The organism is Natronomonas amylolytica, from assembly GCF_037031205.1.
Taxonomy (GTDB): domain Archaea; phylum Halobacteriota; class Halobacteria; order Halobacteriales; family Haloarculaceae; genus Natronomonas; species Natronomonas amylolytica.
Map to the genome: position 1 here is coordinate 1 of NZ_JAYEZM010000005.1, position 19,936 is coordinate 19,936.

At 62.9% G+C, this 19,936-nt stretch carries 19 protein-coding genes, 2 tRNA genes and 1 pseudogene; 7 read left to right on the forward strand and 15 right to left on the reverse strand.

The window, feature by feature from the left end:
• Both U5914_RS07955 and aceA read right to left on the reverse strand, forming a co-directional pair.
• Nucleotides 1-161 (reverse strand): annotated as a pseudogene (locus tag U5914_RS07955) (malate synthase); the annotation flags it as partial.
• Between the two features lie 129 nt (nucleotides 162-290).
• On the reverse strand, nucleotides 291-1,358 hold the full coding sequence (aceA, locus tag U5914_RS07960; RefSeq protein ID WP_336135230.1) for an isocitrate lyase: 1,068 nt from the start codon (nucleotides 1,356-1,358) through the stop codon (nucleotides 291-293).
• A gap of 355 nt (nucleotides 1,359-1,713) precedes the next feature.
• Here aceA and U5914_RS07965 point away from each other — a divergent pair, with 355 nt between their 5' ends.
• Nucleotides 1,714-2,361: a helix-turn-helix domain-containing protein gene (locus U5914_RS07965; protein WP_336135231.1), complete on the forward strand. Its 648-nt coding sequence runs from the start codon at nucleotides 1,714-1,716 to the stop codon at nucleotides 2,359-2,361.
• 118 nt (nucleotides 2,362-2,479) lie between these two features.
• On the opposite strand, the gene U5914_RS07970 is transcribed toward U5914_RS07965, so the two are convergent.
• A complete protein-coding gene (locus U5914_RS07970) occupies nucleotides 2,480-4,579 on the reverse strand; it encodes a type II secretion system F family protein (RefSeq protein ID WP_336135232.1) in 2,100 nt (699 codons plus the stop codon).
• The gene (locus U5914_RS07975; RefSeq protein ID WP_336135233.1) at nucleotides 4,579-6,399 is read right to left on the reverse strand and encodes a type II/IV secretion system ATPase subunit; all 1,821 of its coding nucleotides are present in this window, start codon (nucleotides 6,397-6,399) and stop codon (nucleotides 4,579-4,581) included. The genes U5914_RS07970 and U5914_RS07975 overlap by 1 nt, the downstream gene beginning before the upstream one ends.
• 149 nt (nucleotides 6,400-6,548) lie before the next feature.
• Here U5914_RS07975 and U5914_RS07980 point away from each other — a divergent pair, with 149 nt between their 5' ends.
• Entirely contained in the window at nucleotides 6,549-7,838 is a 1,290-nt protein-coding gene (locus tag U5914_RS07980; protein ID WP_336135234.1) for a hypothetical protein, read from the forward strand.
• 58 nt (nucleotides 7,839-7,896) lie between these two features.
• A complete protein-coding gene (locus U5914_RS07985; RefSeq protein ID WP_336135235.1) occupies nucleotides 7,897-8,280 on the forward strand; it encodes a hypothetical protein in 384 nt (127 codons plus the stop codon).
• 42 nt (nucleotides 8,281-8,322) lie between these two features.
• On the opposite strand, the gene U5914_RS07990 is transcribed toward U5914_RS07985, so the two are convergent.
• From U5914_RS07990 to U5914_RS08010, 5 genes are all read right to left on the reverse strand, one after another.
• A tRNA-Thr gene (locus U5914_RS07990) sits at nucleotides 8,323-8,394 on the reverse strand.
• Between the two features lie 101 nt (nucleotides 8,395-8,495).
• A complete protein-coding gene (locus tag U5914_RS07995) occupies nucleotides 8,496-9,164 on the reverse strand; it encodes a DUF7114 family protein (RefSeq protein ID WP_336135236.1) in 669 nt (222 codons plus the stop codon).
• Between the two features lie 46 nt (nucleotides 9,165-9,210).
• Nucleotides 9,211-9,645, reverse strand: coding sequence for an SRPBCC family protein (locus U5914_RS08000; protein WP_336135237.1), 435 nt, complete (start codon nucleotides 9,643-9,645; stop codon nucleotides 9,211-9,213).
• 49 nt (nucleotides 9,646-9,694) lie between these two features.
• A complete protein-coding gene (locus U5914_RS08005) occupies nucleotides 9,695-10,819 on the reverse strand; it encodes a hypothetical protein (RefSeq protein WP_336135238.1) in 1,125 nt (374 codons plus the stop codon).
• Nucleotides 10,820-10,909: 90 nt separating this feature from the next.
• Nucleotides 10,910-12,229, reverse strand: a complete 1,320-nt coding sequence (locus tag U5914_RS08010; protein ID WP_336135239.1) for a cytochrome P450 — start codon at nucleotides 12,227-12,229, stop codon at nucleotides 10,910-10,912.
• An 82-nt stretch (nucleotides 12,230-12,311) separates the two neighbouring features.
• Here U5914_RS08010 and U5914_RS08015 point away from each other — a divergent pair, with 82 nt between their 5' ends.
• Together U5914_RS08015 and U5914_RS08020 are read left to right on the forward strand one after the other, a co-directional pair.
• Nucleotides 12,312-13,016: an enoyl-CoA hydratase/isomerase family protein gene (locus U5914_RS08015; protein ID WP_336135240.1), complete on the forward strand. Its 705-nt coding sequence runs from the start codon at nucleotides 12,312-12,314 to the stop codon at nucleotides 13,014-13,016.
• A gap of 57 nt (nucleotides 13,017-13,073) precedes the next feature.
• Entirely contained in the window at nucleotides 13,074-13,664 is a 591-nt protein-coding gene (locus tag U5914_RS08020; RefSeq protein ID WP_336135241.1) for a hypothetical protein, read from the forward strand.
• Nucleotides 13,665-13,680: 16 nt separating this feature from the next.
• Here U5914_RS08020 and U5914_RS08025 read toward each other — a convergent pair whose 3' ends face one another.
• Entirely contained in the window at nucleotides 13,681-14,508 is an 828-nt protein-coding gene (locus U5914_RS08025; RefSeq protein WP_336135242.1) for an NAD+ synthase, read from the reverse strand.
• A 211-nt stretch (nucleotides 14,509-14,719) separates the two neighbouring features.
• Here U5914_RS08025 and U5914_RS08030 point away from each other — a divergent pair.
• A tRNA-Gly gene (locus tag U5914_RS08030) sits at nucleotides 14,720-14,790 on the forward strand.
• Nucleotides 14,791-15,044: 254 nt separating this feature from the next.
• Here U5914_RS08030 and U5914_RS08035 read toward each other — a convergent pair.
• The 4 genes from U5914_RS08035 to U5914_RS08050 form a co-directional block, all read right to left on the reverse strand.
• The gene (locus tag U5914_RS08035) at nucleotides 15,045-15,293 is read right to left on the reverse strand and encodes a hypothetical protein (protein WP_336135243.1); all 249 of its coding nucleotides are present in this window, start codon (nucleotides 15,291-15,293) and stop codon (nucleotides 15,045-15,047) included.
• 22 nt (nucleotides 15,294-15,315) lie between these two features.
• A complete protein-coding gene (locus U5914_RS08040) occupies nucleotides 15,316-15,849 on the reverse strand; it encodes an HNH endonuclease (RefSeq protein WP_336135244.1) in 534 nt (177 codons plus the stop codon).
• Nucleotides 15,850-16,074: 225 nt separating this feature from the next.
• Nucleotides 16,075-16,626 carry a hypothetical protein gene (locus U5914_RS08045; RefSeq protein ID WP_336135245.1) on the reverse strand — a complete coding sequence of 184 codons (552 nt, stop codon included), beginning with the start codon at nucleotides 16,624-16,626 and terminating at the stop codon, nucleotides 16,075-16,077.
• Between the two features lie 72 nt (nucleotides 16,627-16,698).
• The gene (locus tag U5914_RS08050; protein ID WP_336135246.1) at nucleotides 16,699-17,421 is read right to left on the reverse strand and encodes an Nmad3 family putative nucleotide modification protein; all 723 of its coding nucleotides are present in this window, start codon (nucleotides 17,419-17,421) and stop codon (nucleotides 16,699-16,701) included.
• Nucleotides 17,422-17,500: 79 nt separating this feature from the next.
• On the opposite strand from U5914_RS08050, the gene U5914_RS08055 reads away from it, so the two are divergent.
• Nucleotides 17,501-18,820: an arylsulfotransferase family protein gene (locus U5914_RS08055; RefSeq protein WP_336135247.1), complete on the forward strand. Its 1,320-nt coding sequence runs from the start codon at nucleotides 17,501-17,503 to the stop codon at nucleotides 18,818-18,820.
• Nucleotides 18,821-18,844: 24 nt separating this feature from the next.
• On the opposite strand, the gene U5914_RS08060 is transcribed toward U5914_RS08055, so the two are convergent.
• On the reverse strand, nucleotides 18,845-19,750 hold the full coding sequence (locus tag U5914_RS08060; RefSeq protein WP_336135248.1) for an acyltransferase: 906 nt from the start codon (nucleotides 19,748-19,750) through the stop codon (nucleotides 18,845-18,847).
• Nucleotides 19,751-19,936 lie beyond the last annotated feature (186 nt).

The window sequence follows — 19,936 nt, forward strand, 5'->3', positions numbered from 1 at the left end:
TCGTTGTCCGGGACCCAGACGTCCGGGGCCTGCATGCCACGGAGTCCGATGGCGCTGCGGAGTTTCTTGGCGGAGTCGTCGACGCCCTTCTCTGCGGTCGGGGTCGTAAAGAACGTGCGCACGAACTTCCGGCCGTGCGTTCGCTTGTCGAGTTCAGACATTAGTCATCCGTATCGACTACGCCGCGGTTATTAAAGGTGGCCAAAACGGCTTCTATTGGTGGTAGAGGCGTTGAATACAGTAGTTACTATTCGCGCAAAAAGAAAGAAACCGGCGGTTCGGCGCGCCGATCAGTCGTCGTCGTTCGAGGTCAGCGGGTCGGATTCTTCCTCGGTGAAGCCGGCGGACTTCTCCATCCGCTCCTTGGCTTCGGGGTCGAACTGCGCTTCGATGTCCTGGAAGCGCGAGACGAAGGAGAGCTCGTGGTGGCTCTCGGTTTCGTGGCCGAGGTAGCGGTCCTCGAGGTCCCACTGGGCTTCCTCGTCGTTCTCCGCGATGTTGCTCATATCCTCGTAGACGGCGTGTGCGCCGGAGTGCAGGGCGTACAGCGTGATGAAGATGTACTGGTAGCCGAGGTCGCCGAGTTCCTGGAACGTGAGCGGGTCCTCCTCTTCGGACCACGCGAAGGAGCTGGAATAGTTGAAGGCGAGATCCAGGTCGGGGTGGGTCTCGTGGATGGTCTCGGCGTAGTTGACGGCGTCCTCGCGCGAGGGGTCGGGCATCTCGGGCCAGACGAGGTCGACGCCGGCGTCGGCGTAGATGCGACCCCGCTCGAGGTGCTCTTCCCAGTCGCCGTTGGCGGAGCCGTAGGCGTCCGTCCGGGCGATGATGATGGTGTCCTCGGACTGCTTGGCGTCGACTGCGGCGGAGAAGCGCGCCTTGGCGTCCTCGCGGGAGACGATCTTCTTGCCGGCGATGTGGCCACAGCGCTTGGGCGTCGTCTGGTCTTCGATGTGGACCGCGGCGACGCCAGCCTTCTCGTATTCGCGGACGGCACGGCGGACGTTGTGGATGCCACCGTAGCCGGTGTCGGCGTCGGCGACGACCGGCAGGTTCGTCGCTTCGACGATGCGCTTTGCGTTCTCGACCATCTCGGTCATCGTGACCATCTCGAGGTCCGGGAAGCCAAACTGGCCCAGAACCGTCGAGTAGCCCGACATGTACGCGGCGTCCAGACCGGCCATCTCGGCCAGTCGGGCGTCCAGCGCGTGGTAGAGACCGGGCGCGAAGGTGAAGTCCTGCTCCTCGAACTTCTGGCGAAGCTCGCGGGCGGCAGGGTTGTCGACGTCTCGAACGATCGATTCGGTGTTCTGGACGCGGCTTGCGACCTCGTCCACTCCGTCGTTGTCGTGTGCCATGGTTGTGTAGGGTAGTTACCGTCCTCGAACGATAGCCCGTTCGAGGCGCCGGATTTCGTTCCTGAGTGCACGCACCTCGGTCGCATCAACGCCAGCGTCGTCATATCGAGTACGGCGACACCGAGGCTGCGGGTCACTCATCGTAGGCACCTGAACAGAGCGAAGACTGGTACAAAACCCTTATGAATTATAATGTTAATACTCGTTAGACTGTTTTGACTCCTAAAGGGATTGGGAATATCTAGCAGGGCTGTGTGTCCGTAACGTGGCGTGATTGGTGTCGTCCGCGCGTGCGTAAGAACCCCCGAAAAAGACCGGGAAAACACGTATATAACCCGATTCCCGAGTGGGTCGCATGCGATATGCGACCGTCGTCATCGACCCCTCGGGCGGCGACTTCCAGCCGACGGACCGAGCGCTCGCCCTCGATTCGGCGGTCTCCCGCGAGTCGATACAGCAGGTCAACCTGTTGAGCGACGGGACCGCGGTCTCGCTGTACGCCGTCCGTGGGAACCTCGCCCGCGCGGAGGCGATTATCGCCGAACGCGAGGCCGTCATCGACTACGACGTCTCCGGCGACCACGAGGGGCTGTCGTACATCCACTTCCGGCCGACGCCAACCGTCGAGCGCCTGCTCGCGCTCGTCCAGGACAACGAGGTCGTCCTGCAGACGCCCATCGACTGTGTCGACGGCGGGGGGTTCCGCGTGACCCTCGTCGGCGACGATGCGACCATCGGCAACGTCGTCGATTCGATTCCAGACCCGCTGTCGGTATCGCTGGAGGGCATCGGCGAGTATCACCCCGACTCCGAACAGCTGTTTTCGGTCCTCACCGAACGCCAACAGGAGATACTCGATGCGGCCGTCGAGATGGGCTACTACGAGGTCCCGCGGCAGGCGACCCACGAGGACATCGCCGCCGAAGTCGGCGTCGCTGCCGGCACCGTCGGCGAACACCTCCGGAAGGTCGAGGGGAAGGTCCTGTCGTCACTGGTCGGATAGGCACGTTTCGGCTTCGAAACGAACGGTCCCAACGGGTCATACGGATTGTTGTAGTCGTTTACCGACGAGCACCCGTACGGTACCGGTGCTCGCCGGTAATTTGTTACAACGATCCGTATCAGAGGAACCCGAACACCAACACCGTGAGGCCGACGAGGCCGATGCTGTATTTCAACCCGCTGAAGACGCTGTTGGCGGTCAGTTTTCCGGAGATGACGCCGGTTCCGACCGCCTGAATGAGCGCCGAGTGGAAGAACAGCGCCCGGTAGATGCCGACGCTGTCGCCGCTGATGGTGATCAGGCCCGCTTGAGCGAGTTGGTCGGTATCGCCCACCTGCTCGACGATGGTTCCGAGGAAGGAGTAATCGAGGATGACGATGACCGCCAGGTACACGAGGAAACCGAGGATGACGACCGTCGTGTAGGCCTGCAGTTCCTGATTCCGGTTGCGCTCCAGTCGGTATCGCTGGCGGGTGTCCTCCGCGGTAATCGAGAGGACCTTGTGCAGGTCGCCGGTCGAACGCGTCCCCTCCGCGAGAATCTTGCAGGTCCGGGTCAACTGCGGGACCTGCAGGCGGCCGGCAAGCGACAGCAGCGCCTGCCTGACGTCGGCGTTCCACTCGATGTCGTTGCGCACCTTGAGGAGTTCCTCGGCCAACGTCCCCGAGAGGTTTCGGGAGACGAGGTCGAGGCCTTCGCTGAGCGACAGCCCCATCTGGTTGGCGCTGGCGAGGATATCCAGCGTGTCCGGAAGGCGCTTTGCGACGTGTCGCTTGCGGCGCTCGTTGAGTTCGTGGAACAGCGCCAGCGGAACCGTGATGATGAAGAACGGAACGACCGCCACGCCGACGCCGACCTCGTAGGCCCGCTCCAGGAAGGCCGCGGGCGTGACGGCCATGCTGGTCGTCAGATACGCGCCGACCGCGGCGGCGACCGGGACGGTGAAGAACAGCGTATAGAGCGGCTGCCGGCGGAACACGGCGACCGGGTCGGTGAGAAGCGACCGCAACCGCTCTCGAACCCGGATGCGCCGGAAGGCCTGAAACTCGGGGTGACTGTGGACGGATTGGCCCGGCCACGTGTTATGCTGGCCGCGGTCGGCCTGCAGCTCGTGGGCCGGTTGCTTGAATGGCTCCGAGAGCGTCGAGATGAGGACCACGAACCCGATCATCGCCAGCGGCAGGATGGCGTAGACGATCAGAAAGAGCATCGACAGCGTCTGCTGGCCGAGGAAGCTCATCATCAGCAGCGTCACGACGAAGAAGAGGGGCGCCGCGACGAACCCGACGATGAACACTTCACTCAGGAGTTCGAGCGTCTGGAGGAACTGGTCCTGTTCCCTGACGGCCCGGTCGCGGTGTTTGTTGGCCTCCTCCCGCAGGAACTCGGTGACGTCGCCGCCGGAGTCGAGCATGGTCAGCATGTCGTCGAGGAACTGCTCCATGCTGTCGGAGGGCGTGCGGTTCCGGGCGTTCCGCAACGCGGTGAACAGGTCCGAGCCGAACATGTCGACGTCCTTGACGACCGTCTCGAATTCGTGTGCGACCTCGCCGTAGGTTCCCTCGGTTTCCGCCGTCCGACGGAGGACCGTCACGAAGTCCATCCCGCCGAAGGACAGCGCGTACATGTAGACGATGGTGTGCGGCAGGGTCACGTTGATGTTCCGTCGCCGCACGTCGACGATATAACTCGGATAGTAATACCGCGTAAACCAGGTGGTGGCCCCGAAGAGTCCCGCGAGTGAGACGGACAGTACGCCCGTCCCGATGGCTGCCTTGTTGGCCGAAACGAAGAGTACGACGTCCCCGAACAGGCCGTCGACCGACGGCCCCCACGGCGCCGTCAGGCCGGTGAAGACGCCGGTCCGAGCGAAGAGCCACGAGACCAGCAGACCGACGAGGCCGCCGACGAGAGCGGACGCCAGCGAATACCACAGCGTCCGCGTGAGATAGATGTCGAACGTCTTGCCGAGATGCGCCTGATTGAGGTGCCGCTGGAGCTCCGTGTGCTTCTCCTCTCGCGATTTGAAGTACGTCCGGACGTAGCCGAACTCCTCGCGGAGGAGGTCCTCTCGAATCCCGGAGATGTGTTCGCTCTCCGGGAGGTACTGTTCGGCCTCGTACTCCGGGACCGGAATCCGCTCTTCGGTCTCCGGGTCGGTCTCGAAGTCCGCGGGCATCGAGGCCGTCGGGTCCGGGGATTGTGGTTCGTCGCTCATCACTTCGTGAGGTCCGCCGGGTCGAGTTCGTCACCGTTGATGCGTTCCATCACCGCCTTCCGGTCGGTCATGAACCGATGGATGACGCGGGCGACGTCCTCGTACCACGTGATGTCGTTGTCGACCATGTACTGGAGGACCTTCCGGCGGTCCTCGTACTCGCTGTTTATCTCGGCCATCGACCACCCGCGGTCGGCCGCGATGTCGTCGAAGACCGTCGAATCGAACTTGGTGTTGAACGTGTCATGGTCGGCGTCCCAGTCGAAGACGCGGTTGACGTGGACGTCGTCGCCCTCGCCGGCCGAGACCAGTTCCGTAATCTGGTCGTTCCGGCGGACCCGCTCGCCGTCGACCATCACCTGTCGCTGGATGGAGATGATATCCAGTTCCTTCAGCATCTGCAGTGGGACCGACAGCGGTTCGTTTTCGAGGCGGTTGATGACGCCGTTGACCGACTCGGCGTGGACCGTGGTGTAGGCGCTGTGGCCGGTCGCCATCGCCTGGAAGAAGGTCAGCGCGACGTCGGATTCGGTCCGAATCTCGCCGACGAGGATGTACTCGGGGCGCTGTCGGAGCGCCGTCTGCAATTGCTGGTACATCGTCACTTCGCCACGCCCCGACCCGGTGACCGAGTCTCGCGTCAGGCTCTGGACCCAGTTCTCGTGGGGCAGCGATATCTCCGGGGTGTCCTCGATGGTGACTATCTTGGACTTCTTGGGGATGAAAAACGACACCGCGTTGAGGCTGGTCGTCTTCCCCGACCCCGTGCCGCCGGCGAACAAAAGCGAGCGGTTGTTCTCGATGGCCAGCCAGAGGTAGGCCATCTGTTCGACGGAGAACGTCTCCCAGTTGATGAGGTCGATGGGCGTGTCCGGTACCGACGTGAACTGCCGGATGGTGAAGTTCGGCCCCCGCGTCGAGATGTCACCGCCGAAACTCAACTGGACGCGCGAACCGTTCGGCAGCGACGCGTCCACCAGCGGGTTCGACACCGAGATGTGCTTGCCCGACCGCTGGGCGAGGCGCGTCACGAAGGAGATGAGGTCCTCCTTCTCGAAGGTGACGTTCGTATCGAGGTCACGATAGCTTTCGTGGTAGACGAACACCGGGAGGCCGACGCCGTCACAGGAGATATCCTCGACGGCCTCGTCCCGGAGTATCGGGTCGACGCGGTCGTAATCGAGGAAGTCGCGCCGCAGGTAATAGAGGATCTTGTACAGCGACGTCTCCGGAAGCGCGGCCGTGTGCTTCTCGACGAGTTTGCTGGCCTCGCGGGTGAAGCGGTCGGCTTTCGGCATCTCGCCGTCCGTGTCCTGATACATCAGGCTGTTCCGGAGGACCTTGGTCAACTCCTCGAGGACGTACTCCTCGAAATCGCTGAGCCACGGTTCGGTGACGTGATACCGGAGTTCGTTCTCGTTGGTATCGCGCAGAATTGAGACGTACGCGTACGGCTTGTTCGTCCACTTGCGCTCGATTTCCTCGTGTTCGAGGAGATAGCTGAAATCGAAGAAGCGGGATTGCAGGTGTTCCTGTGGCGGCCGGGTCTCGAACACCAAATTATCAGTTTCGGCGAACGACGTCGTCACGTCGTCGAGAACCGCCGACACCGTTGGATGGTCCCGGAGCTGGTCTTCGATATCCGGCTCGAACAGTTCCGCCTCGTCGTACTCGCGGTCCGTCCCGTTCCCGATGAGGCCGTTGGTCCACTCGAAAAGCGACTGGCGGATTGCCGACACGGTCTCGTTGAGTGTGTCGACGCTCCCGTTGTCGACTACGGACTCACCTTCGGCGCCCTGTTCCTTCGTCTCGTCGTCCACAGCCCCGGATGTCACCCCGGGGTTATCCTTGCTAACCCCACCCATATGGGTGAGGTATCCCTTGTACCCACCTAAACATTTGGGAGGATTATCGCGCTCGCTAGATTGTCCCCAACCTTTTAATCCGTTGAATAATCATCTATCCGAGTATGGGATTTCGGGGGGCAACTCGGGGACAGTCAGAGGTAATTGGTGCGATACTGATATTTGCGATCATCGTATCGCTGATCGGCATCAATCAGGCGTTCGTCGTTCCGGACGCCAACGCCGACGTGGAGTACCGGCACAGCAACGACGTCCAGCGGGATATGGTCGAACTCCGGAGCGGGACGACCGAAGCCGCGGCGTCGAACGAGCCACGGTCCCGGAGTATCGCGCTCGGGACCGACTACCCGACGCGGTTCGTGGCGGTGAATCCGCCGGCACCGACCGGGACCTTTCGGACGGTCTCCGGGGGTGACATCTCGGCCCGCCACAGCGACCTCGACCTCGCGAACGTCTGTGGCACGGGCGGTGATGCGCTCGATACGAAGTTCCTCGTGTACGAATCGAACTACAACGAATATCAGAACGCCAACCCAATCACCATCGAGAACACGGTGACCTACCGGGAGACGGGCGACGACCCACTGTTCAACACCGGACAGTTCTTCGCTCAGGACTCGCAGATCAATATCATCCGATACACCGGCGACGTTCAGGAAACCTCGGCCCGCACGGCCAGCGTCGACCTCATCCCTTCGGAGACTGGCGTCGCTGAGGTCGACACGGAATCTGAGAACCTCACCATAACCATTCCGTCCGGCTTGGATTCGGACGACTGGAATCGAACCGTGGATAACGCAAATACTGAAATCGTAGATAATGCAAGCGATTCACACGTCGACTTCACGTTCACGGGTGACGGAGAGTATACTGTCCGATGTACTACGGTCGGTATCAACGAAGACCCCGACGTGAGCCCTTCACAGCCACCTGATGAGGAAACTCAGGACGAGGCTAATCAGTTCAACCCAACCGGGGACGTTGTTCTGACGGGTTCAAGTATCGATTCAGAGGGGAATAATACGGTTCTGATGGAGTTCGATAACCAGCGTGATTCTGATATTAAAATCACTGCTGCTAGAACCGTCTTCTATAGTCGCGGTGGCAAGCAAAGCAATCCTTCAGCTAATAGAGACAACCCCGACACGGCCAAATTAGGTAATGCTACGTTGGAGATTGGTGGCGATTTAGAAACGAATATCGACGGGGATACGGTAGAAACAACCAATCCTGATTCCGTCTCTATTACGTTTGATGGATTTAATGGGACAAAGGAAACTGATAATGGGGTAAATGAAGGTGACTGGTTTGTGCTATTCTTGGAGTTTTCCGAGACAGATAGTAACGAAACAGTCACTGGGACGTACTTTGTTGCCCCCATGGTGGACGATTAGAGCGGGGATTCGTAGTCATCTTACGTGATTTTAATACTGGCCGCCTGAACCACTCCTCATGTCGGTAGGCTCCTACGAACTCCGGGAAATCGAGTGGACGTGGGCCCATATCGCCCTTGTCGTGTTGGCGTTTCTGAGCGCTGGCCTCCACTTCGCGTTGGCGACGACGACCGGCGATACGACCTTCGCGGTCCTCGCTGTGGGACTGCTGGCAGGTATGGTACTCTTCTTTACGGACCTCTGGCAGCCGGTGCTCTATCTCGTCGGTGCCGTCTACGTCGGCATGATGACCGTCGTCTGGGTGCTCGCCGGGATGCCGCTTTTGGCGCTTGCCCTCGTCGACAAGGCGGTTCAGGCCCTGCTTTTCGCCCTCTTCGTCTATCTACTCGTCACGGAAATGCAGGCGATGTCCCCTCCCGACATGGAGGGTAGCCGAGAGTAGCAGGGAAAAGGTGAGCTACCGAGTTCGGTGGTGAATGGAAAAAGCCTAGGCCGGGATTTGAACCCGGGCTCTCGTCCTTACCAAGGACGCGCTTTACCGCTAAGCTACCCAGGCGCGGTGGGGCCGTTGCCCTGCTACCGTCCATCCGTTCGTACAATTCTGCCGTATATATATGTGGTGAAAGCCCGCCGGAATGCGGTGCGGTGACGCACCGGCTATCGGGATTGGTCGGCGGTCGCCGAGCGGTCGGCGGTCGGTTCGACGCCGGTGATGCCGCCGAGTTCCTCGCGGGCGCCGGCCAGCGCCACCTCGGCGGTCGGAAGCGGGGAGGTGTCGAGTTCCTCGGCGAGGCGGTTGGCGTAGGCGATGGCTTCGGCGGGCGGGTCGGGAGCGACCAGCGTGGCGCCGGCCTCGACGGCGAGTCGGAGGATGTCGCCTTCGAGGGTGCCTTCGAGGTCCGCGGGGTCGAAATTCGGGACTTGCCGTCGTGTCTGGTTGCGGGCAAAGCGGCGGACCGTTTGAATCGCGGTATCGGAGGCCTCTGTCCGGGCGAGGTGGTAGAAACCGCGGGAGACCAGCACTTCGGAGACCAGCAGTTCGATGTAGCCGTCGGTGCGGTCCTCGGCGTCCCAGATGGCGTCGTCGTGGACCAGCGCTCGGGCGAGACGGAGGCCCTCGTAGCTGAGTTGGACGCCGACGCCGCGGGTGGCGGCCGCCTCCACGAACTCGTCGCCGCCGAGCGTGCGGGCGGTGAGCACGGTCAACGCACCGGGCGTCATCGAGGCGTCCTGCAGTAGCGTTTCGATGCGCTCGCCCAGCGGGACGGCTTCGATATCGCTGGTGAGCTCGAGGGCGGTCGCCCGGACGTTGCTGGCCTCGTCCATACCCACAACTAGGCATACCGGAGTATATGACTTTGGAAACCTGGGCTTACCCGTCGGTCGGTTCGGCCACGAGTTCGCCGTTGAGCATGTCGAAGAGGTTGTCGATCTCCTCGTCGATGCGTTTCTGGAAGAACTTCTCGACGCCGGGGACTTTGCCGTTGACGACGAAGCGGTTCGCGACCCGGCAGCCGGTATCGGTCGATTCGAGGATGTGCTCGCCGGTCACCTCCATGATCTTCGAGCGGCCGACGAACTTGACGTATTCTGGGGGGGTTCGCCGGACGTCCTGTGTCCGGACGGTGACGGTCCCGCTGACGACGGGAATCGGGAGTTCGAGCTGCCAGATGAACTCGTCGCCTTCGTCGCTGTAGCTTTCGACGACGCTTATCGCCTCGGCGCGTTTCGTGGGGTCGGCGATGAGCTCCCACACCTTCTCGATGGGAGCTTCCACCTCGAAGGTGCGCTCGACGTCGGCAACCATACGCGTTCTACGGGGTCGCGTCTTAAGAACCCTACAGAATCGGCACCGGTTACGTAACCGTGCTGAGCATGCCGATTGCCGAGGGGATGTTTGAGACAAGCGCCGTCGTCACGACGTGATAGACGGTTCGTGTGTCGGTCGGCCAGTTCGGAAGGTCCCGGATGTGGTTTTTGATATGGACGAACGATTCCGAGCGGCTGATTGCCTCGATATCCGGTTCTGGCGTGCTGTGGAGGAAGGTTCGGTCCATCTGGTCGGCGTGTCGCTCGTGGAGGCGGCGGAGCCGAGCTTGTTTCGTTTCGACGATCGCTCGATGGATTCCGTACTGGCTGCCGACGAACCATGCGAGAATCAGCGGCGTTCCGAGAACCGTGAATATCCACAGTATCGGGTTCCGTGTCACCAGTCCGACGCCGCCGGCGATAGCGACCATCGCGAGGCCGATGAACAGCGTATGGAAGAGGAACCGGCCGAACGGTTCGAGCCCGTAGTGTTCGTCCTCCAGCATCGGATTGAGCTGGATTGTAAACTGCGTGACACGGACCGCCAGATAGAGTGCGGTAATCGCAACGAACGCCGTCGACGTAAACAGCGTTATCGTGGCAAAGCCGACGAGGAACAGGAAGTAGCCGACGCCGAGGAGTCGCCCCGAAATCGCTGCCGGCAACTCCGCCGGGAGGAGGATGCCCAAGGCGACCGCCCAGCCAACGTAGGTCACGCCGAGGGCGCCCCAAAACGCCGGTCGGTGGCCACGTCCATGCGGACCGTGGGCGACCGGCGAGAAAAACGAGAGATGGTAGAGGCGCTCGAAGAACCGGCCGAAGAAGCCGTAGTAGGTCTCTTCGTCCACGTCGAAGGAGGGCCGGATTCGTTCGATGACTCGGGGAAAACGCCTGTCGATAAACAGCGTCGCGAAGACGGTCAATGCCGTGTTGCAGGCGAGAACCACCAGCATCGGCCCGGTCGCAAGCGGGTGGTCGACGCCGTAGCCGAACGCGAGGACGGCTCCGGGCGCCACCACGAGCACGGTGAACACGAGGGTAAACGCATAGGGATTGATGCCGACGCGAAGGAGTTGATTCCAGACGGAAACTTCCTCGTGGAACGTTCGAAGGTCCGATGCTGACGATATCTCTGGATGTGGCTCGTACTCGTAGAGTCGGTCCGTGCTCATGCTACCCCCCGTCGTAATCCGTATGTTCCTACGAGTGGGGGTGATAAATATCGGTTTGGGTGCAGGCACGCGTGTACTGGACACGGAACCTCATCGTCGCCGCGGGACCATCTCCACATCTCGCGTGGTCTGGGTGACGATGCTCACCGATGGCGTCAGCGGGCTGGAATCGACTGGTTTGAGCCGGTAGCGGTTCGCGACGGCGGCCAAAAGGAGCGTCGCCTCGGCCATCGCGAACGATTCGCCGATACAACGCCGCGGCCCACCGCCGAACGGGAAGTAGGCGAATCGGTGCCGGTCGTCGACCGGCCGACGGTGCCAGCGTTCCGGCCGGAACGCCTCGGGGTCGTCGTAATGGTCGTCGTCGTGGTGGATGACCCACTGTGAGAGCAGCATCGACGTGTCGGGCGTGAGCCGATAGCCGCCGAGTTCGGTCTCGGTCGTGGGTTCGCGGCCGAGCGCTGGAACCGGGGGATAGAGGCGCAACGCCTCTTGCAGGACGCGTTCGGTGACCTCGAGGTCGGCGCGGTCCGCCGGTGTCGGCGCCCGGTCGCCGAGTACGTCGTCGAGTTCGGCGGCCAGTCGGGCGTCGACGTCGGGATGGGTCCCGAGCAGGTGGAACGTGAAGGTAAGCGCCGTCGCCGTCGTCTCGTGGCCGGCGAACAGCATCGTCATCACCTCGTCGCGGAGTTGCTCGTCGGACATGACGCCGTCGCTCGCGGTCAACAGCGTCGATATCAGGTCGTCGCCGGGACCCTCCTCGCGGCGCTTCTCGATGAGGTCGTACACCGTCGATTCCAGCGTCTCGACGGCGTCGAGATACCGGCGCCACATCGGAAGCGGGACCCACTTCGGGACGGCATAGGCGATGGGCTGGTTCCGGGGGTTTCCGGGGGCGGTGATGTGATCGAAGGTCGAACCCAGTTCCAGACCCTCGTAGTCGATGTCGCTGCCGAATATCGTTTCGAAGAGGATGCGGAGGGTCACCTTCCGTAATTCCTCGCCGATGTCGTAGGTGCGGCCGGGGTCGAGACGGTCGGCGAAGGCGGCCGCCCGGTCGGCCATCGTCTCGGCGTACCGCTCGATGCGCTCGTTGGTGAAAGCCGGCTGGATGCGTTGCCGCTGCCGTTCCCAGAGGTCTCCCTCCGAGAGGACGAGGCCGTCACCGAGGAGTTCCGAGAGGACCTCCCGTCCGACGGAGGCCTTGGTGTAGTCGTCCGAAAAGAGGACTTCCTCGACGAGGTCCGGGTCGCTGACGACTGTCGCGTCACCGATGCCGACCATCGAGATGGACGCGACCGGCCCGTATCGGTCGGCGACGGCTTCCAGATACTCACCTTGCTCTCTCGCAAGCGAAAGCGTGTTCCCCACGACCGGTAGGCCGGTCGGCCCCGGTGGTTCCCCGACCATACCGGCCCGTTCAGGCAGGACTTTCAAATGCGTTCCGACGGCCGAGAGAAAACACCATGAACCTCTCCGACGAGGATGGGATATGATTCGCGTTGCAGACGCCGACGGGTACCGCATCGTGACTCTCGACCGGCCGGACCAGCGGAACGCACTCACGCCGGCCGGGCTCGAATCGCTCGAAGCGGCGGTTACGGACTGCCCCGAGCCGGTCGTCTACCTCCGGGGTGCGGGCGAGGCCTTCTGTGCCGGCGCGGACCTCTCGGTGGTCGCCGACGTCGCCGACGACGAGGCCGCCGTCGAACCGTTCGTCCGCCGGGGTCAGCGAGTCGCCGACGCCATCGAGGACTCGTCGTCGGTCGTCGTCGCGGGCATCGACGGCCCGGCCCGCGGTGGCGGCGTCGAACTCGCTTTGGCCTGCGATATGCGAATCGCGACGCCCGGGGCGACCTTCGGCGAACCCGGCGTCACGTTCGGCCTCTTCGGCGCGTGGGGCGGGACCGTTCGCCTGCCCGAGGTCGTCGGCCTCGGGGACGCCTTGGATTTCTCGCTGTCCGGGCGGGTCATCGACGCCGAGGAGGCGCTCCGTATCGGCCTCGTTTCGCGGGTGGTCGACGACCCCGAATCGGTCGCCGCATCCCTGACCGAAAACGACCACCGGGCGCTCGAACTCATCAAAGCGCGGGTACGAGACCGGGGACCGAAGGCCGACCAGGAGGACAGCGAAGTGGCCGCCTTCGAGGAACTGGTGGCGGCCCACGCCGACGAACTCCGCGAGTTGGGGAAGTGACGGTCGTCTCCGGGCACCGTAAAGGTTGAAGCCCTCCGCCGGATAGGGTGGGTACGAATGCCAGAGTGTGAGTACTGCGGAGCCTCCCACGATAGCGAGGAGGCGCATCTGAAGCACCTCAAAGCCGAGCACGCCGACGAACTCGGCCCGATAGACAAACGCCGGGTCGGCGACGTCGACGGCGACGACGGCGGGCTTCCGACGGGCCCGCTGGCTCTCGGTGTCGTCATGCTGCTTTCTATCGGTATCGTCGGCTACGTCGTCTTCGTCGCCGGGGGCAGCGGCCCCGATGGCATCGGACAGGCCGGCAGCGCCCACTACCACGGGACGATGGAGATGACCGTCCTCGGCGAGGAGGTCGACTTCTCGCAGGAGGGGTATCAGGTCGAAGACCAGCGGTTCCACTTCGAGGGCGGCGACGGCACCCAGTGGCACGCCCACGCCACCGGCGTCACCTTCGAGTACGGCATGGAGGCGCTCGGCTTCGAGGTCGACCGCTCGCCCACCACGCTCGTCTACGAGGGCGAGACCTACGTCGACGGCGAGGGCTACGAGGTGGTCTTCGAAATCAACGGCGAGGCGGTCTCCGACCTCGAATACACCCTGCAGGAGGGCGATTCGATCCGCGTCGTCGTCCGCGAGGCCTGACCACGGGCGATTCTTTTTAAAGTGGCTCCGGCGCGGGCGGCATCGACCGCTTGTGCTTGCTCCCCTCGTAGAGTTCGACAACGCGCTCGACGGCCGCCTCGGGAACGCCGAGGGTCCGCACCGTCGCGGCCTTCGAGAAGGGGCCGTCGACGTGCAGTGCGAGAATCGCGTCGAGTTCGTCGTAGCCCAGCCCCATCTCCTCCTCGTCGGTCTGGCCCTCCCACATTGCGGCGGTCGGCGTCCGCGTCACGAGGTCCTCGGGAACGCCCAAATCACGCGCAAGCTGTCGGACCTGACACTTGTAGAGGTTGCCGATGGGGTTGCAGTCGACGGCCCCGTCGCCGTACTTCGTGAAATAGCCCGTCGCGGCCTCCGAGCGGTTGCCGGTCCCGAGCACGAGACGGCCCTCGGCGTTGGCGACGAAATACAATAACACCGCGCGCGTCCGCACGCGGACGTTCCCGAGTGCCATCCGGTCGTCGGCCGTCCCCTCCGGCGCCGTCTCGACGAAGGAATCGACGACGGGGTCGATTTCGAGAATCTCGTAGTCGATGCCGAGGTCCTTGGCGACCCGTTCGGCGTCCGTCTCGTCGGCCTCGGGATTGACCGAACTCGGCAACAGCAGGCCTTTGAGGTTCTCGGCGCCCAGCGCCTCGACGGCGAGATAGGCGACCGCCGTCGAGTCGATGCCGCCCGAAAGGCCGAGCACGGCCCCGTCCGCGCCCGCCTCGTCGACGGTCTCGGCGATGAACTCGACGATGTGGTCGCGGCGCGCCGCGAGTTCCGACTCGGAGAACAGCAGGTCGACGTCCGTCCCCTCCACCAGTGGCTCGTGTTCCGTCATCACCGACCGGTTCGGACGGTCACGACTAATAAGCACCCGTCGGGACGGGATTTCTGGACGCGCGTCGAGTCGGAACCAAGCGCTACGTTCAAGTGCGGGCGTCGGGTACGTTGGTTTGCAGAGCGCGGGACGCGAACGAAGTGAGCGCGCCGTTGCTGAGCGAACCGAAACGGTTCGCGATGCGCGGGGCGTGAGGAGAGAAACGACGAACGCGCCGTTGGTCCAGTGGTAGGACATAGCCTTCCCAAGGCTAGAGCCCGGGTTCAATTCCCGGACGGCGCATTGCGAGGCCGAACGTAGTGAGGCCTCGATGTTGTGAACGGGGAGCGAAGCGACCCGTGAACACACTCCCTGCGGTCGTTTGCCGTCCGACTTCTCGCTCGCTACGCTCGCGAGAATCCCGGACGGCGCATTGTGAGGTCGAACGTAGTGAGACCTCAATATTGTGAACGGGGAGCGAAGCGACCCGTGAACACACTCCCTGTGACGAACGTGATGGGAGAGTGATACCGGCTCGGAAACGCCATCTAAACTACTTACAGAATTCCGAATCCACCACTCTCTGCACTCTCAATGTAGTTCTCGAACTCCCGTTTAGCCCCTTGGAAGTCCCTCACTTCTATCGTCTCTGTCATCATGTCTGTTTGGACATTATCCATAATGCCTTGCGGTTCATACTCATCGGTGATGATGCGAGCTCTCATCTCTCCTCTCTCACAAATAGCATAGACGCCATCTCGGTCCTTCTCAAGCGTCCATTTACCTTCTCTCCGAACAGTTCCCATCTTATTATCCCTGACTGTCCATTTATTCGTCAACCCTGTACTTTAATTTTGACCGAGAAATGGTTCCACCGTCCGCTTTTCGGTGGCAGTTCGGACAAAGGACAATCAAATTCTCCGGGTCGTTCGGACCGCCTTCCGCTCGGGGTTTGATATGGTGTATATCTGGGGAGTCAACGTGCTCCCCGCACCACTCACACTCACGGTTGGCCCGTTCGAAGTACAATTCGTTCTTGAGGCTTTCCGATGGAGGTGGCGTCTTTGATTGACTGGGGGTTTTACTCCCTGGATTAGGAGAGCTACTTTTTGTTGACGGTGTATTTCCGAATAGCCAATTTACTGCTGTATCAAGCCCCTTTTTCTGGTAGACTCCTCTAAACCCAGCAGCGACATACAAGACTCCCAACGCAGACAATCCGGTGAGTATCCAACTCACGTAGGCTGTATCTCCGGAGAGCGGATTGTTTACTATCAAATAGCCCCCGACGATTGCGCCGACAAGCAATACCCCAATCGGAACAACCTCTCCATCCGAGTTATCCCGATTATTTCGTGACATGTATCGCCATATTTCTGGGTTGGGTTATAAATGTCACTCCGGGTGTGGCGAATATTTAGTCCTCATACATCCGTTTGAGCACGTTCGGCCCGAACTAAGGCAGTGTTCCCGGCGCGAGCGAGAGCTCTTTATAGACTCTCTGAAAGCCGTTTTGATGGGCGGTGTCGAGGAAGCAAACCGCCCCGTGGACGAACTTCTACAAAGAATTCCCTGTCAGTGCTGTCTCTACTGCTCGCTCGAAACCCGCTCGGTCTCCCGACCGCTCGCGTCGACGGCGTAGTCGGTCAGCATCTCGGTGACGGGTTCCCAGCAGCGGTAGAGCCGTCGGGCGAAGGCCGCGAGGACGACGAGGCCGACGACGAGGAACCCGAGGTGGTAGACGCCGCCGATGTCGAAGGCCCGGAAGGCCGGCGTGAAGGCGGGCGCGAAGCCGCGGTAGGCGATGGCGACCGCGAGGAAGCCGACCAGCAGTTTGGCGGCCGCAGCGGCGTTCTCGACGGCGGTGTCGGGGCCGTCGACCGACTCCAGCGCGGCGCGTTCGACCTCGGGGGCGATCCACAGCAGGACACCGACGACCAGCAGCGTCACGACGGCGAGGCCGAGCGCCCACGGGGAGACGGCCAGTCCCGCGAGCAGGCGGTCGATGCCGGGCGTGACGGCCAAGAGGCCGACCACGGTGAGGAGGCCCACGAGGGCCAGTCCGGCCCGAACGAGCGTCCGGACGGTCGACTCTTCGGGCGCCGAAACGAGTTGCAGGCCGCTGTTGTCATCGGTCATACGTACCACTCGGTAACCGATTGGTTGATAAATCCTTGCTGGCCACCTGTTGGCTGGCCGAAATGCGGCTTTCTATTTAAACGCCCGCTCGTAGTCGCCGGTGTCCCGGATGCTGAGGAGTTCCTCGGTGGCCTCGCGGTCGAACTTCATCGGGCGGCGCCACCACGGGCCCTTTCCGGAGTCGCTGGAGAGGTCGGTGACGAGTCGGTTGGCGTCGGCGCCCGCTTCGCGAGTCGAGAGAGGAATCGCGCGGTCGTAGCACTCCGAGCCGGCGCCGTCGCCGTATAAAAGCACCTCGGCGTCGAAGGGGTCGCGTTTGACGTGGGCGTTGTTGCTGAACAGGGCGCGTTCGGCGTCGCTGGCCTCGCGGTAGTCGTCGGCGCTCAGGGGGTCCCGCTCCAGTCGGAAGTGACCGATGAGGTAGGTGCCCCACTCGGGAGCGACCCAGTCGGCGCGTTCTTCGTCGGTCGTCGAGAGCGTAGCATAGAAGAAGACGTAGTCGCCGGCATCGAGGTCCAAGAGGGGTCGGGCCTTCACGCCGTGGGGGTCGCCGTAGGTGTAGCGCTCGCAGTCGTGGATTCCGGCGAAGGTGGGGTCCAGATGGACGGCCGTGTCGGCCACGTCGCTGACGCCGACCGAGAGGTCGAGGTCGGCGTATGTCGGGACGTCGGCCTCGGCGCGAGTCGGGGCGGATTCGGGGATGGGGACGTACTCGAAGCGGCCGTCGGGGTAGATGGGACCCCGGAACCCCGGTTCGTTCGTGTTGGCACCGACGTTGATGGCGACGCTCCGCATGGGCGGAGGTTCGCGCCCAGCGGGAAAAGCGACGCGTTCGAACCGGCAAGGCTTTTGGGTCCGGTCGGTTGGTTGAAATATGCGACGTCGGCGCGTTATCGTCCTGACTGGAGTCCTCCTCGTCTGTATCGGTGCCCTCGGCCTGCTTGCGGTCACTGCCGACGACACCGTTCGTGTCGAGGACGGCGAACCGTATCCGGGTGAGACGCTCATCACGGTACAGGCCTACGGCTGGTTCGGCAACCACAACGGCGACGTGTTCATCGTCGACGAGGACGGCGAGCGGACGTGGGAGTACCAACCCGAAGACGCCGCCGTCTTCGACGGCGAGTATCTGGACAACGGCAACGTGATGGTCTCGTATGGCCAGCGCGTGCCGAACTCGGAGTGTCCCGAGGAGTACCAGGACACGGCGAACCACGGCGACCACTGCGTGAAGAACGTCGTCGAGGAAATCGACCCCGAGACTAACGAGCGCGTGTGGGCCTACACGTGGTACGACGTGTTCGTCACGTACCACGAGGTCCACGACGCCGACCGCCTGCCGAACGGCGAGACGGTCATCATCGACATGGGCAAGGACCGCACCTTCACCGTGAATCAGGACGGCGAGGTCACGTGGGAGTGGTCCGCCGTCGAACACCTCGGCGAGGGCTCCGAGTTCTGGGAGGACCACGTCGAGGGCACGTCCCGGGAGGGCCACAACTACACCGGCCCGGGACAGGACTGGACGCACATGAACGACGTGGACCGACTGGAGAACGGCAACTTCCTGATGTCCATCCGGAACTTCGACGTGCTGGTGGAGGTCGACCCTGAGACGGACGAAATCGTCGAGGTCATCGGCGAACCCGGCGCCCACAGCGTCATGTACGAACAGCACGACCCCAACTACCTCGACGAACACGACCACGTCATCGTGGCCGACAGCGAGAACAACCGAATCGTCGAGTACGACGAGACGATGGACGAGGTCTGGCGCTACGAGGGCCCGAGCAAGAAGGACCGACTCCAGTGGCCCCGTGACGCCGACCGCCTCCCGAACGGCAACACGCTCATCGTCGATTCGCGGAACTTCCGGGTCATCGAGGTCGACGAGGACGGCGACGTAGTCTGGGGCCACGACCTCAGCAGCGAGCCCCGGGGTATCGTCTACGACGCCGACCGTCTCGGTCCCGACCGGGCCCTCGACGAGGAACCCGAGGACGTCCCGCCGGGCGATAACCTCGAAAGCCGGCGACACAGCGGCCCGGTCAGTGACACGGTCGCGTTCGTCGAATCGTGGCTCGGCTTCGTCTTCCCGCCGTGGTTCGGCCTGCCGGGGCTGGTCGCCACACTCGGCATGGCGGGTGCGGGCATCGGACTCATCTGGGAAGGCTACCGCGAGTATCGGGGCTGAAAATCAGCGGCCGTCGGTCGTCGGTCAGCGGTCGCCCGGCGGCTGGCGGTCCCGCTGGAACTCGTCGAAGCGGTCGAGGTCCTCGGGCAGTTCGTAGGGAATCTTCCGGCTTTCGCGGTCGCTCGGATGGTCGGTATCGACCGGCTCGGCGACGTCCTCCCAGCCGGGTTTGATGCGGACGCTTTCCGCGGGCGCGCCGACGACGACGTGGTGGGCGGGCACGTCCGACTGGACGACCGCACGGGAGCCGACGATGGCGTTCTCGCCGACCCTGACGCCGGCCCGGACCATCGCGTCGTAGGTCACGCGGGCGTCGTCCTCGATGATGGTGTGGAAGTTCTCGACGTCGGTCTGGTCGACGATGTCGTGGTCGTGGCTGTAGACGTGCACGCCGTCGGAGATGGAGACGCGGTCGCCGATAGTGAGTTTCCCGCGGTCGTCGAGGTGGACGTCGTCGTGGACGACGACGTTGTCGCCGACCGAGATGTTGTGGCCGTAGGTGAACGTGATGCCCTTGAAAAAGCGACAGTTGTCGCCGCACTCCTCGAAGAGGTGGTCGGCGAGCATCCGGCGGAACCGGAGGGCGAACTCGACGTTGTCGGCCATCGGCGTGTCGTCGAACTGTCGCCACAGCCACTGGAGGTGCTTCGATTCCTGGAACTTCTCCTCGTCCTTTTCGGCGTAGTATTCGCTCTCCAGCGTCGCGTTACAGGGGTCGTACCCCTGCAACCGGACGCGTTCGGCGGGCGAAACGTCCCCGCCGGCCTGCCAGCGCTCGTAGGCCTCCCGGTCGCCGTGCAGGTCGATAAGGACGTCCTCGACGACGTCACAGGTGTCCTCGTCGCTGGATAACCGGTGGTCGACTTCCTCGAGGAACGCTTGGAGGCCCTCCTCGGCCTCCGCCGGCAGAGAAACGTGACGCTTCGTCATTGTCGAACCGAGAGGGCGCGACGGTGTTATGGATTGTTATTGAGGCAGGCCCGAACGATTGCCGACCCTCGAACCGTTAGACGGGGACGAGGAACGGGCCCCGACGCCACTCGCGGGTCCGTAAAATATCCTCGGGTGGTGTCCAATCGGGCGGGACGAACCACGAGCGATAAGTGGGCCAACGCC

Coding starts and splice junctions, on each gene's coding strand:
- U5914_RS08055 (WP_336135247.1), top strand. CDS start 17,501: ATGCGACGTCGGCGCGTTATCGTCCTGACTGGAGTCCTCCTCGTCTGT.
- U5914_RS08010 (WP_336135239.1), bottom strand. CDS start 12,229: ATGGTCGGGGAACCACCGGGGCCGACCGGCCTACCGGTCGTGGGGAAC.
- U5914_RS07965 (WP_336135231.1), top strand. CDS start 1,714: ATGCGATATGCGACCGTCGTCATCGACCCCTCGGGCGGCGACTTCCAG.
- U5914_RS07985 (WP_336135235.1), top strand. CDS start 7,897: ATGTCGGTAGGCTCCTACGAACTCCGGGAAATCGAGTGGACGTGGGCC.
- U5914_RS08000 (WP_336135237.1), bottom strand. CDS start 9,645: ATGGTTGCCGACGTCGAGCGCACCTTCGAGGTGGAAGCTCCCATCGAG.
- U5914_RS08060 (WP_336135248.1), bottom strand. CDS start 19,750: ATGACGAAGCGTCACGTTTCTCTGCCGGCGGAGGCCGAGGAGGGCCTC.
- U5914_RS07980 (WP_336135234.1), top strand. CDS start 6,549: ATGGGATTTCGGGGGGCAACTCGGGGACAGTCAGAGGTAATTGGTGCG.
- U5914_RS08045 (WP_336135245.1), bottom strand. CDS start 16,626: ATGACCGATGACAACAGCGGCCTGCAACTCGTTTCGGCGCCCGAAGAG.
- U5914_RS08035 (WP_336135243.1), bottom strand. CDS start 15,293: ATGGGAACTGTTCGGAGAGAAGGTAAATGGACGCTTGAGAAGGACCGA.
- U5914_RS08025 (WP_336135242.1), bottom strand. CDS start 14,508: ATGACGGAACACGAGCCACTGGTGGAGGGGACGGACGTCGACCTGCTG.
- U5914_RS08005 (WP_336135238.1), bottom strand. CDS start 10,819: ATGAGCACGGACCGACTCTACGAGTACGAGCCACATCCAGAGATATCG.
- U5914_RS08040 (WP_336135244.1), bottom strand. CDS start 15,849: ATGTCACGAAATAATCGGGATAACTCGGATGGAGAGGTTGTTCCGATT.
- aceA (WP_336135230.1), bottom strand. CDS start 1,358: ATGGCACACGACAACGACGGAGTGGACGAGGTCGCAAGCCGCGTCCAG.
- U5914_RS08015 (WP_336135240.1), top strand. CDS start 12,312: ATGATTCGCGTTGCAGACGCCGACGGGTACCGCATCGTGACTCTCGAC.
- U5914_RS08020 (WP_336135241.1), top strand. CDS start 13,074: ATGCCAGAGTGTGAGTACTGCGGAGCCTCCCACGATAGCGAGGAGGCG.
- U5914_RS07995 (WP_336135236.1), bottom strand. CDS start 9,164: ATGGACGAGGCCAGCAACGTCCGGGCGACCGCCCTCGAGCTCACCAGC.
- U5914_RS07970 (WP_336135232.1), bottom strand. CDS start 4,579: ATGAGCGACGAACCACAATCCCCGGACCCGACGGCCTCGATGCCCGCG.
- U5914_RS08050 (WP_336135246.1), bottom strand. CDS start 17,421: ATGCGGAGCGTCGCCATCAACGTCGGTGCCAACACGAACGAACCGGGG.